The organism is Alistipes dispar (assembly GCF_006542685.1).
GTDB lineage: Bacteria > Bacteroidota > Bacteroidia > Bacteroidales > Rikenellaceae > Alistipes > Alistipes dispar.
The window spans coordinates 987385-1002265 of the sequence record NZ_AP019736.1 but is presented as its reverse complement, the minus strand read 5'-3'; the positions used below and the strand labels follow the sequence as shown (position 1 = coordinate 1002265).

Annotated in this window: 14 protein-coding genes; 7 read left to right on the top strand and 7 right to left on the bottom strand. The window is 63.7% G+C overall.

The window, feature by feature from the left end; all coding sequences use genetic code 11:
* Nucleotides 1–2 precede the first annotated feature (2 nt).
* The 4 genes from FME97_RS04515 to dapF all read right to left on the bottom strand — a co-directional run bounded on the left by FME97_RS04515 (nt 3) and on the right by dapF (nt 5903).
* Entirely contained in the window at nt 3–3137 is a 3135-nt protein-coding gene (locus tag FME97_RS04515) for a SusC/RagA family TonB-linked outer membrane protein (protein ID WP_141428075.1), read from the bottom strand.
* An 808-nt stretch (nt 3138–3945) separates the two neighbouring features.
* Nucleotides 3946–4761, bottom strand: a complete 816-nt coding sequence (locus FME97_RS04510) for an alpha/beta fold hydrolase (protein WP_141428074.1) — start codon at nt 4759–4761, stop codon at nt 3946–3948.
* Between the two features lie 115 nt (nt 4762–4876).
* Nucleotides 4877–5071 carry a hypothetical protein gene (locus FME97_RS04505; RefSeq protein ID WP_141428073.1) on the bottom strand — a complete coding sequence of 65 codons (195 nt, stop codon included), beginning with the start codon at nt 5069–5071 and terminating at the stop codon, nt 4877–4879.
* 25 nt (nt 5072–5096) lie between these two features.
* Nucleotides 5097–5903 (bottom strand): diaminopimelate epimerase, encoded by an 807-nt coding sequence (gene dapF, locus FME97_RS04500; RefSeq protein ID WP_141428072.1) that lies wholly within the window; start codon nt 5901–5903, stop codon nt 5097–5099.
* A 138-nt stretch (nt 5904–6041) separates the two neighbouring features.
* Here dapF and FME97_RS04495 point away from each other — a divergent pair, with 138 nt between their 5' ends.
* Together FME97_RS04495 and tamL are read left to right on the top strand one after the other, a co-directional pair.
* Complete coding sequence (locus FME97_RS04495) at nt 6042–6788, top strand: nitroreductase family protein (RefSeq protein WP_141428071.1); 747 nt, start codon at nt 6042–6044, stop codon at nt 6786–6788.
* 6 nt (nt 6789–6794) lie between these two features.
* Complete coding sequence (gene tamL, locus FME97_RS04490) at nt 6795–9206, top strand: translocation and assembly module lipoprotein TamL (protein ID WP_141428070.1); 2412 nt, start codon at nt 6795–6797, stop codon at nt 9204–9206.
* 126 nt (nt 9207–9332) lie between these two features.
* Here tamL and FME97_RS04485 read toward each other — a convergent pair whose 3' ends face one another.
* Complete coding sequence (locus FME97_RS04485) at nt 9333–10058, bottom strand: YebC/PmpR family DNA-binding transcriptional regulator (RefSeq protein WP_141428069.1); 726 nt, start codon at nt 10056–10058, stop codon at nt 9333–9335.
* Nucleotides 10059–10165: 107 nt separating this feature from the next.
* Here FME97_RS04485 and FME97_RS04480 point away from each other — a divergent pair, with 107 nt between their 5' ends.
* The 5 genes from FME97_RS04480 (at nt 10166) to FME97_RS04460 (ending at nt 12794) form a co-directional block, all read left to right on the top strand.
* Nucleotides 10166–10546 (top strand): VOC family protein, encoded by a 381-nt coding sequence (locus FME97_RS04480; protein ID WP_141428068.1) that lies wholly within the window; start codon nt 10166–10168, stop codon nt 10544–10546.
* Entirely contained in the window at nt 10543–11139 is a 597-nt protein-coding gene (locus FME97_RS04475; RefSeq protein ID WP_141428067.1) for an L-threonylcarbamoyladenylate synthase, read from the top strand. The genes FME97_RS04480 and FME97_RS04475 overlap by 4 nt, the downstream gene beginning before the upstream one ends.
* 1 nt (nt 11140) lies before the next feature.
* The gene (locus FME97_RS04470) at nt 11141–11536 is read left to right on the top strand and encodes an acyl-CoA thioesterase (protein ID WP_141428066.1); all 396 of its coding nucleotides are present in this window, start codon (nt 11141–11143) and stop codon (nt 11534–11536) included.
* A gap of 247 nt (nt 11537–11783) precedes the next feature.
* A complete protein-coding gene (locus FME97_RS04465) occupies nt 11784–12005 on the top strand; it encodes a hypothetical protein (protein ID WP_141428065.1) in 222 nt (73 codons plus the stop codon).
* Nucleotides 12006–12044: 39 nt separating this feature from the next.
* Nucleotides 12045–12794, top strand: coding sequence for a hypothetical protein (locus FME97_RS04460; RefSeq protein WP_141428064.1), 750 nt, complete (start codon nt 12045–12047; stop codon nt 12792–12794).
* Nucleotides 12795–12831: 37 nt separating this feature from the next.
* Here FME97_RS04460 and FME97_RS04455 read toward each other — a convergent pair whose 3' ends face one another.
* Both FME97_RS04455 and FME97_RS04450 read right to left on the bottom strand, forming a co-directional pair.
* Nucleotides 12832–14226, bottom strand: coding sequence for a CCA tRNA nucleotidyltransferase (locus tag FME97_RS04455; RefSeq protein WP_141428063.1), 1395 nt, complete (start codon nt 14224–14226; stop codon nt 12832–12834).
* Between the two features lie 3 nt (nt 14227–14229).
* Nucleotides 14230–14877 carry a GDSL-type esterase/lipase family protein gene (locus FME97_RS04450; protein ID WP_141428062.1) on the bottom strand — a complete coding sequence of 216 codons (648 nt, stop codon included), beginning with the start codon at nt 14875–14877 and terminating at the stop codon, nt 14230–14232.
* Nucleotides 14878–14881: the final 4 nt, after the last annotated feature.

Here is a 14881-nt window from a genome sequence, read left to right as displayed (position 1 = left end):
TGTTAGAAGGTGATCTTGATGTTGGCCGAGACGGTCGTCGGGTGCGGGTAGGAGTAGAAGTCGATGCTCTGGCCGCGGTCCGTGTTGAAGGCGCCCACCTCGGGGTCGTAGCCCGGATATTCGGTGAATACGTGCAGGTTCTCGACATTGACGCCGATGCTCAGGCCCTTGATGACGCGCAGCTTGCGGAGCAGCTCCGGCTTGAAGTCGTACGAGAGCGAGATGTTGCGGATGCGCAGGAAGTCGCCGTCGTAGAGCATCCGCGAGTCCTTCTCGTTCTCGCCGAAGTTCACGTCCGACGGGAGGCGCAGTGCGGCGATCATCGAGTTCTGGTTCTCCGGCGTCCAGGCGTTGAGCACCGACTTCATGGAGTTGCCGTAGAGCTGGCGGTTCTCCATCATCGTCGTGGTGATGCCCATGATCTTGAAGCCGTAGGCGGCGTTCAGGTCCACCATGAGCGAGAAGCCCTTGTAGCGGAAGGTGTTCACCAGCGTGATGTCGCCCTTGGGGGTTCCGTTGCCCATGATCCGGCGGTCGTTGTCGTCGATCACGTAGTCGTGGTTGCGGTCCTCGAACTTCAGGTCGCCGGGTTTCTTGCCGTATTTGCGGGCTTCGTCCACCTCGTCGAGGCCCCAGGTTCCCAGACGGTTCAGCACGAAGAACGAGCCCCACGGCTTGCCGGCCTCGGCGATGGCGTTGTTGCCCAGGTCGATGCGCTCGCCGCCGACGTCGATCACCATGAGCCGGTTGGTCGAGAAGACGAGGTCGGTCGTCCACTGGAAATTCTTGTGGCTGATATTGCGCGACGAGATCGTGAGCTCGAAACCCTTGTTGCGGATCTTGCCCAGGTTGGTCCACGTCGTGGCGTATCCCGTCGTGTAGGGAACCTGTTTCTGGAAAAGCAGGTCGGTGGTGGTCTTGTTGTAGTAGTCCATGATCAGCTCCAGCCGGTTGTCGAACAGCGAGACGTCGAGACCGACGTTGAACTGCTTCGAGGTCTCCCACTTCAGGTCGGCGTTGCCGAGGTTCGAGAGCACGACGTAGGGGTTCAGCGCGCCGTTGAGGATCATCTGGTCGTTGCTGTACTGCGAGATCGTGCTGTAGTTGGGGATCGAGGCGTTGCCCACCGTACCGTAGCTGGCGCGCAGCTTCAGGTTGCTCACCCATTTGCGGGCCGCGTCGAAGAAGGGCTCCTCGGAGATGATCCACGCCGCCGAGGCCGAGGGGAACCAGCCGTACTTGTTGTTGGCGCCGAAGTTCGAGGCGCCGTCGGCGCGCAGCGTGAAGCCCAGCAGGTACTTGTCGCGGAAGGTGTGGTTCATGCGGAAGTAGTAGGAGTTCATCGTCTGCTGGCTCATGCCCGACGTGGGCTTGTGATAGACCGTGCCGGCGCCGAGGTTGTGGTAGCCGAAGAAGTCGTCGAAGAACTGCTCCGAACCCGCCGACGAGTTCTCCGAGTGGTTGTAGTACCAACTGGCGCCCAGCACGAAGTTCGACTTGAGCTGGTCGTCGAACCACGAGTCGGCATAGGTGAAGTAGTCCTCGTTCGACCAGCGGCGCGACTTGGTGTTGCCGATGTCGGCGTAGCCGCCGTTGGTGTCGGTCTCGCCGTGCAGGCCGGCCTTGGCGTAGCTCAGCGTCCGGCGGTTGGTCATCTGATAGTCGCCCTTGGCCGTGAAGGTCAGCTTCTTGGTCAGGTGGATGTCGGCGATGACGTTGAAGATCGCGTAGTCGGTCTCGGTGACGCTCTTCTTCTCCTGGAGCAGGCGCAGCGGGTTTTCGGCCAGCTCGCCCAGCGGGTAGTCGTCCTTGCGGCCCCACGTGCCGTCCTCGTAGCGCACCGGAACGATGGGTGGCATCTCGAGCATGTTGCGCACCGGACCCTGTCCGAATCCGCTCTCGCCGTCGGCGGCGTTGGTCTTGTCCGTGCCGGCCGTCACGACGGTCTGCACGTTGAGCCAGTCGGTGATGTCGCTCTTCACGTTCACCGTTCCCGTCATGCGCTCCGAGTTGGTGTATTTGACCAGACCTTCGAAGTTCTGATAGGCGATGCTCGAATAGACCGACGTCTTGTCGTTGCCCGAAGCGAACGAAACGGTGTGGTCGTTGGTGATGGCCGTCTGCGTCAGCGCCTCCTGCCAGTCGGTGTCGTATTTGGGCGAGGCGATCAGGTAGCCGTTCTCGTCGCGCTGGAAGTTGCCGGCGGGGTCCTTGGCGTAGTAGAAGAGGTTCTCGTAAGGGGTCTCGAGGTGGGGCATCACCTTGCCGCTGTAAGCGTAGGCGCGGCGCTGCACCTCCATGTATTCGTCGGCGTCGAGCAGGTCGAGCTTGCGGTTGAGGAAGCCGAAGCCCACCTTGCCGTTGTAGGTCACGGTTCCCTGTCCCTTCTTGCCCGACTTGGTGGTGATGATGACCACGCCGTTGGCGCCCTGCGCACCGTACATGGAGGTTGCGGCGGCGTCCTTCAGCACGTCGATCGACTCCACGTTTTCGGGGTTGATGAGCGAGGGATCGACGCCCACCACGCCGTCCATGACGTAGATCGGGTCGCTGCCGGCGTTGATCGAACCCATACCGCGGATACGCAGCGCCGAGGAGCCGCCCGGACGTCCGGAGAACGAGACGTTCTTCACGCCGGCGACCTTGCCCGCGATGCCCTGCATGATGTTGAAGGCCGTGGTGCGTTCGGTGAGGTCTTCGTTCTTCACGGAAGCCACCGACGAGGAGAGGTCGCGTTTGGCCAGCGTACCGTAGCCGACCACCACCACCTCGTCGATGCCGAGCGAGCCGGGGGCCATCGTGACGTTGATCTCCGTCCGCGAGCCGATGGCGACCTCCTGGGTCTCCATGCCGATGAACGAGAACTGGAGCACCTCCGCTCCGGCCGGAACGCTGAGTGTGTAGGAGCCGTCGCTCGAGGTCACTTCGCCTGCGGTCGTGCCTTTCGCCACGACGGTCACGCCGGCGATGGGGGCGCCGCCCTTGTCCGTGACGACGCCTTTGATGACGGTGTTTTGCGCCTGCAGCGCGGTCGCCGATGCCAGGACGGCCAGCATCGTGACAAGCAGATACCGTGTGGTTCTGCGCAGGATACCCACGCCCTTGAGGCGTGTTTCTATGCTTCGTTTTTGGTCCATGTGGGAACGTTTGATTTAATTGATGGATTTTTCGTTTGCTGCGTGCCGGAACCCGGCGTGGAGAGCGGCGTCCGGAGGGGAGCCGGAAAAACGGAGTCGGTTGTGTTTCATAGGCTTTTTCTGTTGGGTTATGGATTTGAAATCGGATTTGCCGGGCATGGCGGGGCGTCCGTTCCCGGCGGAGGAACGGATGCGCAGGGCGCACGACGGACCGGCGCCGGAGTACGCTCCGCCGTCGGGATCGGCTATGATTATAATATCAGGTGTGGATCGTGCGTCGGATGTTTGGAAGACGCACGTCGGTTTACCGGTTTTGCGGACTATTTCCCGCGGTGGAAATTCCCCCCCCCTCGCAAGGCGGGGAAACTCTTCGCGCATGCCGGACGGGTATGCTCCGTGCGCGGCGGAAGAGGCCGCAGCCGGTCGGCCGGGAACGAAGTCGTCAGCGAGCAGAGGTTTCTCATAAGGTCGGTCAGGTTGTCACACAAATTTCACCATAATATTTCTTTTCACGATGGATATTAAACCGGAAAGTAGGTTTTTTCAATCGGATTGTTATCGTAATGCGTTGCTCGATAACTGATTGTAAATTATGCCGTGTGCCGGCGAAGTAAATCCTTGGGAGGTCCGGAAAGCGGCCGAAAGGCTCTTCCGGAGACGTGCGGAAGGCGGAACGCAGACCCCGGGATACGAAAACGGACGGCCCCGAAGGGTCGTCCGTTGCAGAAGCGGAGAAGATGCCGCCGTGCCGGGGCGGCGGTCTCGGGCGCCTCCGAAGCGGTCTCCGCCGGCGCCGGGCGTGCGGCGTTTATTCGGCCGGGCCGCCCGTTTCGCGTACGAAGCCGAGGATCGCCTGCGCCGTGGCCTCCGGCTCTTCGAGGAAGCCCATGTGTCCGCTGTGTTCGAGCCAGGCGACCCGTGCCTGCGGATGGGCGGCCGCCATCCTTTCGGCGGTCTCGACGGGAATGTAGCCGTCCCGGCGTCCGAGGATGAAGAGCTGCGGGACCTTCGAGGCGCGCAGCATGTCGTTCTGGTCCTTGCGGGCGATCATGCCGTTGAGCAGGGCGACGATGCCCTCGTCTTCGGTGACGAACACCTGCTCGGCGAGATCCTCTATGGCGTCTTTCATCCGCGGGCGGTTCTCCTCGGCGAATCCGGCTTCCGGGGCCACCCGGGCCAGCGCGTCCTTCCTGCCGGCCCGGACGAGGGCGATTTCGCGGCGGCGGTTTTCGGCCTTCTCCGGCGTGTCGGGGTTGGGCGTGGAGCTGAGCAGCACCACGCCGTCGAGCAGTTCGGGATGGCGTTCGCAGAGGGCCAGGGCGACGTAGCCGCCCATCGAATGCCCGACCGCCGTGCAGCGGGCGATGCCCAGCGCCCGGAGTCCGTCGGCCACCGTGTCGGCCAGATACTCCATCGTGTGAACCTCTCCCGCGACGACCGAGATGCCGTGGCCCGGCAGGTCGAGCATCACCACGCGGACGTGCTTGTAAAGATAAGGTACGAACTCCTCCCAGACCAGCAGCGATTCGAGGTAGCCGTGCAACAGCACGACGCACCGGTCGCCCCGTTCCGAGTCGCAGACGTGCAGGGCCGTCCGCCCCGCCATGATGAATTTTTCGGTCATATGCGTTCTTTTTCCGCGCCCTTCTCCTTCGGAAGGGCGCGAGGTTCTTGCGACGGGGCCGGAGGGGCCTCCGCCGGGTATGTCGTGCCGCCGGGATGCGTCTGCCGCGCGGCCTTTATCGCTGGTCGTCGTCGAGGTAGTCGAGGGCCGACTCCCGCCGGGGATAGGGCGTAAGCTCCTCGTCGTCTTCGTCGCCGAGGCTGTTGTAGAGCGTGTGGCGCTCCTTGCCGCTCTTGCGGAGCGGTTCGAGGCGCCGGGCCTTCCGAAGTTCGTCCGAATGCTGCTCGCGGACTCCCTTTTGTGTTTTCATGGGTGAAAAACGGTTGAATGGTGTTTCAGAAATCTTCGGTCCCGAACTCCCCGGCGAAGACCCGCCGCGCGGGCCCCGTGAGGCGGATGTCCGAGTAGTGTTCCGTAGCGGCCTCCCGCGAAAACCGTACCGAAAGCGTCCCGCCGGGAACCGCGACGTCGTAGCGGAGGACGGCGGGCTGGCAGGCGAAGTTCGTGACGATGGCCGCCGCCGTCGCGCCCGTGCCGCAGGCCAGCGTCTCAGCCTCGACGCCCCGTTCGTAGGTGCGGACGGCGATCGCGCCGTCGCGCAGGATGCGGACGAAATTGACGTTCGTGCCCTGCGGGAACCGCGCCGTGTCGCGGCGGATCGCCCGGCCCCGGCCGCAGACGTCCGCCGTGTCGAGGTCCCTGACGAATTCGACGTAGTGGGGAACGCCCGTGTTGAGGAACCACCACCCGTCGCCGCGGCGGATCTCCGCGACCTCCGTCATGCCCAGTTCGACCAGGCCGCCCGTCCCCTCCGTGCGGAGGATGCGGGCCGTGTGCAGCCCGTCCGCGGCGGTGAAGCGTTTGCGTTCGCCGCCGATGCCCAGGTGCTCGGCGAAAAGGGCGAAGCAGCGGGCTCCGTTGCCGCACATTTCGCCTTCCGAACCGTCGGCGTTGAAGTAACGCATCGCGCAGTCGGTCCCGGCGCTGCGGGAGAGCGTCATCACTCCGTCGGCGCCGATGCCGAAGTGGCGGTCGCAGAGGCGGGCGATCAGCCGCGGGTCGGGCGTGAATCCTTCGCCGCGGTTGTCTATGAGGATGAAGTCGTTGCCTGCGCCTTCGTATTTGGCAAATTCCGTTCGCACGTGCGTGAGAAAGTTATGTTACGGCAAAAATAATAAAACTTCTAAAAGTTTTGCTAATTTTGCGGAAAATATCCGCCGGGCCCTCTCATGCCGCGGCGGAGCATTGGTCCAACGCGAAATTCTAAAAGATACCGGTCCATGAAAAGTGTGCTTTTCAAGCATCGTTCGATCCGTAAGTTCCGTCCGGAGCCGATTCCCGAGGAGGTGCTCCGCGAATGTCTCGAAGCGGCATCGCGCGCCTCGACGTGCGGCAACATGCAGCTCTATTCGCTGGTGGTGACCCGCGATGCCGCGCTGCGCGAGCGGCTTTCGCCCTGCCATTTCGACCAGCCGATGGTCCGCGAGGCGCCGTGCGTGGTGACCGTCTGCGCCGACGTGCACCGCTTCACGATGTGGTGCGAGCAGCGCGACGCCGATCCGGCCTACGACAACTTCGCCTGGTTTCTGAACGCCTCGACCGATGCGCTGCTGGCCGCGCAGAACTTCTGCGTCGCGGCCGAGTCGCACGGGCTGGGCATCTGCTACCTCGGCACGACGATCTACACGGCCGCCGAGATCTCCCGGGTGCTCTCCCTGCCCAAAGGGGTGATTCCGGTGACGACCGTCGTGACGGGATACCCCGACGAGTCGCCGGAGCTGACCGACCGCCTGCCGCTGGAGGCCGTGGTCCACTACGAGAAGTACACCGACTACACGGCCGCGGAGATCGACGAGCTGTGGGCCGAACGCGAGGAGTCGGAGCTGACCCGGCGCCTGCTCGAGGAGAACGGACTGCCGAATCTAGCGCAGGTGTTCACCGAGCGGCGGTATGTGCGGCGGGACAACCTGGCCATTTCGCGGTCCTATTTCGCCCTGCTCAAGGAGAAGGGGTTCTTCAACAACTGACGTCCCGTGCGGAGGGCGTGTCGCTGTCTGGTCGCCGTCGCGCTGAGCCTTGCCGGTTCGGCGTGCAGCGTCACGCGGCATATCCCTGAGGGCGGGTATTTCTTGCAGCGGGTCCGCATCGAGGACGACAAGGCGACGCCGCGCCGCGAACGCATCGCGGCCTCGGAGCTCGAGAAGTACGTGCGGCAGACGCCCAACAAGCGGCTGCTGGGGACCAACTTCTACGTCTGGCTCTACGAGCAGGCCGATTCCGCACGGGATAACGGCTGGAACAACTGGAAACGCCGCGTCGGCGAGGCCCCCGTGCTGTTCGATCTGTCGCTCACGGAGCGGAGCGTGCAGAACCTGAAGGTCTATATGGATTCGAAAGGCTTCTTCTCCTCGCGCGCGACGTGCGAGGTGGACACCGTGTCGCGGCGACGGCGGGCGAAGGTGACCTTCCGGAACTTTCAGGGGGCGCCCTACCGCATAGACACGGTCTCTTACGAGTTCCAGGACCATTCCCTCTCTCCGCTCATCCTGTCCGACACGGCCGGGACGCTGCTGCATGCGGGCGACGTGTTCGACGTTTCGGTGCTCGACGCCGAACGCGAACGCATCACGGCCCGTCTGCGCGAGCAGGGGTACTACAACTTTTCGGTCAGTAACATCCTCTTCCGCGCCGATACGCTGACGGGCGACAACCGCGTGAAGCTGAGGATGGTCGTGCGGCAGAATCTGACGGGATACGACGACCGCGGACGGCCCCGGACGGAGGACAACCGGGTGTATAGGATCGACCGGATCAACGTCTTCCCGGATTACGATCCTGCGGCGTTCAGGACCGATACGGCGCTCCTCTCGCGGCTCGACACGATCCATTACCGGGGGCTGAACGTCGTCAGCGAGAAGCGGCCCGCCCTGCGCCCGGCCGTGCTGCGGCAGGCCATTCCGCTCTATCCGGGCTACCTCTACGACGCGTCGCAGGTGAACAGGACCTATTCCGATCTGATGGCGCTCGGGTATTTCAGGAGCGCGAAGATCTCCTTCGAGGAGCGGCCGCAGGGAGCCGATTCGGCGGACTTCGTTCCCTTCCCTGCGGCTTCGCCGACCGATACGGCGGCCCGGAGCTCCGTGCGGGAGGGGTATCTGACGTGCAACATCCTCTGCACGCCGACGCTGCGGCAGAGTTTCAAGGTCGATCTGGAAGGGAGCACGACGTCGAGCTTCTACGGACTGAAGGCGACGCTCGGCTACCAGAACCGCAACATCTTCCGCGGCGCCGAGTCGTTCGACGTCTCCTTCACGGCGGGATACGAGTTCATGAAGGCGCCCGATGCGAAGAAGAAGCGCGCCACGGAATTCGGCATCACCACCGGACTGACCTTCCCGCGCTTCCTGCTTCCGTGGCGCACGGGGCGGCAGCGTTCGGTGGTCCAGCCCCGGACCAAGGTGGAGCTGTCGGTCAATTTCCAGGACCGTCCCTACTACCGCCGCACGCTGTCGAGCGCCGGCATCGCCTACATGTGGAGCAACAACCGCTATTCGTCGTTCTCGCTGCGGCCGGTCGATATCAACGTGGTGAATGTACGGGACCTGGACGTGTCGTTCCTGATGGTGGACAATCCCGATTCGGAAGGGGAGGAGCTGACGCCGAACCGTTACCTGCTCGAGAGTTTCAACACGCAGTTCATCGGCGGACTGTCGTTCGGATACAGCTATAACAACCAGCGCCGGAACCTGAACGGAAACGCCACGAACATCCGGTTCAATCTGGAGACGGCGGGCAACCTGATCGACGGGGTGGAGCACCTCTTCTTCTCGCCGTCGAAGTCGGACAAACCCTATTATACGATTTTCGGCATTCCCTACGCGCAGTATTTCCGCACCGACCTGAGCGTGAGCCGGAAGATCATGCTGGGCGGGGTGACGGCGCTCGTGGGGCATATCTACGGCGGCGTGGCGATGGCCTACGGCAACTCCTCCTCCGTGCCGTTCGACCGCCAGTTCTACTGCGGCGGCAGCAACGGCATGCGCGGCTGGACGCCCCGGACGCTCGGACAGGGCTCCGTGCCCGACCCGCACGGCTCGTTCCCCGTGCAGACGGGCGACGTGAAGCTGGAGGCCAACCTCGAGCTGCGCTTCCCCGTCTGGGGCATCGTGCACGGCGCCACGTTCTTCGATCTGGGCAATGTCTGGTACATCCGGCAGAATCCTTCGGAGTACTCCGACGACGCCGTGTTCCATTTCGACCGGTTCTACAAACAACTGGGATTCAACACGGGGCTCGGTCTGCGTTTCGACATCAAGTTCGCCGTGCTGCGTCTGGACTGGGGCATCCAGCTCCACAATCCCAACAATCCCGCGGGCGAGCGGTGGATTCACGACTTCAAGTGGAAGAATACGGCGCTGAACTTCGGTGTGGGCTATCCCTTCTGACGCATGGAATGACGGGCACGGGGAGGGGCGCTGCGGACCGGCGGCCGGAAGGGGCCGCAGCCCGATAATTAAAAGGGGACGAGCGGATTTTCTCTGCTCGTCCCCTTTTTAATTGTCCGGAGAGGCCTACTCCTCCTCGGGCTCCTTCATCGTGTGGTAAACGTTCACCACGTCGTCGTCCTCCTCGAGTTTTTCGACGAGTTTCTCGACCGATTCGCGGCCTTCGGCGTCGAGCTCCTTCGTGTCGGTCGGGATGCGGACCGATTCGCCCGATACGATTTCGAATCCCTTGTCGTCGAGCCACTTCTGGATGGCGCCGAACGACTCGTAGGGGGCGTAAACCGTGATGCCGTCCTCTTCGGGGTAGAACTCGTCCACACCCAGGTCGATCATCTCCAGCTCCAGCTCCTCGGGATCGGCGCCGGCGGCGGGACGGAACTTGAAGACGCACTTGTGCTCGAAGAGGAAGCCCACCGAGCCGCTGTTGCCCAGCGTGCCGCCGCACTTGTTGAAGTGCATGCGCACGTTGGCCACCGTGCGGTTCGTGTTGTCGGTGGCCGTCTCCACCAGGAACGCGATGCCGTGGGGGCCGTATCCCTCGTAGATGACCTCCTTGTAGTCGGCGGCGTCCTTTTCGGTGGCGCGCTTGATGGCGCGTTCGATATTCTCTTTGGGCATGTTCTCGGCCTTGGCGTTCTGGATCAGAATACGCAGGCGGGTGTTGCCCGAAGGGTCGGAGCCGCCGGCCTTGACGGCGATTTCGATCTCCTTGCCCAGTTTCGTGAAAGTGCGGGCCATGTGTCCCCAGCGCTTCAGCTTTCTCGCTTTGCGATACTCAAAGGCTCTTCCCATACGATTCTCGTTTGTCTGTTTTTTTCTTTTGTGACGCAAAGGTAAATATTTCCGGCAGATTTTCACAATCTTTGCCTAAATTTGTGCACGACAAACTCTCGAAGATTATGGAAATAAAGAGCAGATTCGACCATTTCAACGTCAATGTGACCGATCTCGACCGCAGCCTGAAATTTTACGCCGAAGCATTGGGACTCAAGGAGATCGGTCGGAAGCAGGCCGCCGACGGCTCGTTCGTGCTGGTCTATCTGGGCGACGGGGAGTCGCCCTTCCGGCTGGAGCTGACGTGGCTCCGCGACCACGCCGCCGCGCCCTACGAACTGGGCGAGAACGAGAGCCATCTCTGCATGCGCGTGGCGGGCGATTACGACGCCGTGCGCGAATACCACCGTTCCCGCGGGTGGGTGTGTTTCGAAAACTACGACATGGGGCTTTATTTCATCAACGATCCGGACGACTACTGGATCGAAATACTTCCGTTGAAATGACCGCCGTGCGAAACGCCGCTGCGGCCGAAATGCAGCGCGAGGCCGACGAGGCCGTCCGTGTCCTGCGCGAGGGGGGACTGATCCTCTATCCGACCGATACGGTCTGGGGTATCGGGTGCGACGCCACGAACGCCGCGGCCGTGGAGCGGATCTACCGGCTCAAGCGGAGCGAGAACAAGAAGTCGATGCTCGTGCTGTGCGCCTCGGCCGAGATGACCGTGCGCTATGTGAACAAGGCGCCGGGGATCGCCTTCGACGTGATGGAGATGGCCACCAAGCCGCTGACGCTCATCCTGCCGGGAGCCGTCGGGGTGGCCGGGAACCTGATTCCCGAGGAGGGGACGCTCGGCGTGCGGGTCCCCGACCACGAATTCTGCCGCCTGCTGCTGCGCGGACTGCGCCGCCCCCTGGTCTCGACGTCGGCCAACCTTTCGGGCGAGGCGACGCCCGCGGGGCTGGAGGAGGTCGCGCGCGAGATCGTGGACGGCGTGGATTTCGTCGTCAATCCCCGTTTCGAGGGCAAACCCACCCGCAAGGCTTCTTCGATCATCGCGTTCGGCGAAGGCGGCGAGGTGAAAATCATCCGGGAGTAGCATGGGCAGGGTGTTGGAAACGCCGGTGCAGAAGCGGTTCTCGGATCTGGACCCGTTCCGGCATGTGAACAATGTGGCGCAGCAGTCCTATTTCGACGTGGGCAAGACCGATTTCTATGCGCGGGTGCTGGGCGAGGAGGTGCTGTTGGGCGACCTGCGCGTGGTGACCGTCTCGACCTCGACCTCCTACATGGGACAGGTGCGCATGCACGACGACGTGCGGGTGACGACGACCTGCGAAAAGGTGGGCAACAAGTCGATGACGCTCTTCCAGCGGCTCGTCGTGGACGGGGAGGTGCGCAGCGAAAGCAGGTCGGTGTTGGTCGTCTTCGACTTCGTCCGGCAGGAGAGCCGCCCCGTGCCCGATGCGTGGCGGGCGCGGCTTACGGCGGAGTGAGCCGTCCGGTTTCCCGGCAGGGCGGCCGTTCGGCAGGACGGTCGTCCGGAGGAAGAGGGCGGGCGTTCCGTTCCGGACTGTCCCGGGGCGTCCTTTGCCGGTTGCGGCCCTTGTCCGCCCGCTCCGGCTTCCTCTCTTGTCTTTTGTGAAAAAAACTGTACGGTCGTATAAATTTTTCGGCTTTTCATGAGGTCCGTCGCCGGGTTTTTGCTATCTTTGCTTCAAACCCCGACGAACGACGCCCGCCATGTTGCTGCACCGCATTTTCCTCCGGCTCAGGTATGCCGCTTCCGGCCTGCCCCTCGCCGGCGTCGCGCTGCTGCTCGCCGGGGAGTGGCGCTGGGGAGCGGGTGCGCTGGCGGGCGGTGCGGTGCTCTACCCGCTGTTCGACGTGCTGGAGAGGCGTTGCCGCCCCCGCGCCCGTTACGAGACCGACGAGCGGGGCCATGCCAGACCGAAATACAAATGACCGGAGAAAAGTCTTACCTCGAATAATACGATATCGCTTATGATTGCCAACCTGGTTCCCGTTGTCGTCCTTGCGGCCGTTCTGATCGGCTATTTCGTCTATATGAAATGCTTTTATCCCCGGTTCAGACAGCGGTGCGAAGCCGCCGCCGACCGGGCGGAGGCGGTGTGGCGGGAACGCGGGGAGGCGATCGTCGGCGAGTATCTGCGCGATCCGGACCGGTTCGGCAAGATCGCGGAGGTGCTCGGGGAGACTCCGGTCCGGGGGCTGATTTCGACGTCCGCCCCGAAACAGGGGTTGGGCGAGCGGATCGGGAAGGGGATCGTCGGCGCCGTCACCTTCACCCGCGAAACGGACCTCGGCCACTATTATTTCGTCGCGGCCGACGACGGACTTCACCTGTTGGGATTCGACGGCGAGAGGTGTTTCCTCAATGAGGTGTACGCCGCCGGGGAGATCCGCCGTGCCCGGCTCGAACCGCGGACCTTCTCGTTCGACTACAAGGGCGGGACGGTCCGGATGGAGGTTCCGAACGGCGGTCTGGCCGAAGGCTATCCCCGGTTCCGCATTCACGAATACGACAAGGTCCCGACGAGCAGCGACCGGGCGACCAACTATTTCGTCCGCGAATACTTCGCCTGCGAGCCGACCGGCAACCTCGCTTACAGGCAGGCGCAGGGCGCCGTGCCCCGGTTCACGGGACTGAACGTCTCGGAGGAGCAGCTGATCGACCGGAAGGTCCGCACGGCGCTGCTCGAGGGATTCAGGCGGCAACTGGGCATCGTCTGACCCGTTCCCGCCGCATGCGGGGGCCGCGGGCCGGAGGCTAACGGGCCTTCAGCCCTTTTTCCGCGGCCAGCCGCTCCATCAGGGCGCGGGCCGCCTCGTAGTCGTTGGGAATCTCGCCGTCGAGGATGGCGTTCTTGATGACCTCCTTGATCTCGCCGATCAGGCGGCAGGGGCCGATGCCGTAGGTCTGCATGATGAGTTCGCCCGTCACCGGGGGCTGGAAGTTGCGGATGCGGTCGCGCTCCTCGAGGTCCTTCATTTTGCGGCGCACCAGCTCGAAGTTGGCCATGTAGCGCTTCACCTTGGCGTCGATGCCCGAGGTGATGTCCGCCTCGCAGAGGGTCATCAGCGCCTCGATGTCGTTGCCCGCCTCGAACAGCAGCCGCCGGACGGCCGAGTCGGTCACCATCTCCTCCGAGAGGATGATCGGCCGCAGGTGGAGGAAGACCAGCTTCTGCACGAACTTCATGTGCTCGTTGAGCGGCAGCTTCAGCTGGCGGAAGATCGCCGGAACCATTTTCGATCCCAGGACCTCGTGGCCGTGGAAGGTCCAGCCCGTGCGCGGGTCGTAGGCCTTCGTGAGCGGTTTGGCGATGTCGTGCAGCACGGCGGCCCAGCGGAGCCAGAGGTCGCCGGAGCGGCGCGCCACGTTGTCGAGCACCTTGAGCGTATGGATGAAGTTGTCCTTGTGGGCGTGTTTGCCGCGCCGCTCGATCCCTTTGAGGCGGTGCATCTCGGGGAAGATCAGCTCCAGCAGTCCGGTGAGCTCCAGCAGTTCGAAGCCGATCGACGGCACGGGCGAGAGGACGATCTTGTTGAGTTCCGTAGCGATGCGTTCGCGCGAGACGATGCGGATGCGGGCGGCGTTGCGGCGGATCGCCTCGAAGGTCTCCCCCTCGATCGTGAAGCCCAACTGCGCGGCGAACCGCACGGCGCGCATCATGCGCAGCGGATCGTCCGAGAAGGTGACGTCGGGATCGCACGGCGTGCGGATCGTGCACTCCTCCAGGTCGGACATGCCGTCGAACGGATCGACCAGCTCGCCGAACGTGTCGCCGTTGAGCGACCACGCCATGGCATTGATCGTGAAGTCGCGCCGCCGCTGGTCGTCCTCGAGCGTGCCGGCTTCGACCTGCGGTTTGCGCGAATCGTGCGTGTAGGACTCCTTGCGGGCGCCGACGAACTCCACCTCGATGCCTCCGGCGCGCACCATCGCCGTCCCGAAGGTCCTGAAGACCGAGACCTTCGCGCCGAGCTCGCGCCCCAGCGCCTCGGCCAGCGCGATGCCGCTGCCCACGACCACGACGTCGATGTCGGTCGAGGGGCGCCGCAGGTAGTGGTCGCGGACGTAGCCGCCGACGACGAAGGCGCGGACGCCCTGGGCGTCGGCCAGGCGCGAAATGCGGCGGAATATCGGATTCGAGAGCGGCACGGGTTACTTGACGTAGGGTTTCAGCACGTCGCGCCACACCAGGTAGCCCTCGCCCACGAGGTGCACGCCGTCGTTCGTATAGCGTTTGTCGAGCAACCCTTCGCCGTCGGCCAGGGCGCTCCAGACGTCGATGTACGTCACGCCCTTCTCTTCGCACAGGGCCTTCAGGAGCTCGTTCGTCGGCACGATGCGGTCGGCGTGCGCGTAATGGTTCCTGTAGGCGTCGAAATCCCTCCCGTTCACCGGGAGGATGCTCTGCACGAAGATCCGCGTCCAGCGCGAATCGGTCTGGAACCGGTCGATGACCCGGGCGATGTCGGCGACGACCTCCCCGGGGGCGGCTCCGCCCGCCAGGTCGTTGATGCCGATCATCAGGAACAGCCGCTTGGGATGCCCTTCGACGATCGGATCGAGCCGTTCGGCCAGTTCGCACGCCCGGTCGGAGCTGATGCCGCGGTTGCGGATGTGGCGGTTGTCGAAGAGTTCGCTCCACTCGCAGCCGTCGGTGAGGCTGTTGCCCAGAAAGACGATGTCGCTCGAGCGGATCGGCAGCAGCTCGAACAGGCTGCGCCGCTGCTCCCTGTACGCCTCCTGGGCGCAGGCCGTGCCGGCGGCGAGAAGCGCGGCGGCGAGAATCAGAATCCGTTTCATGGTC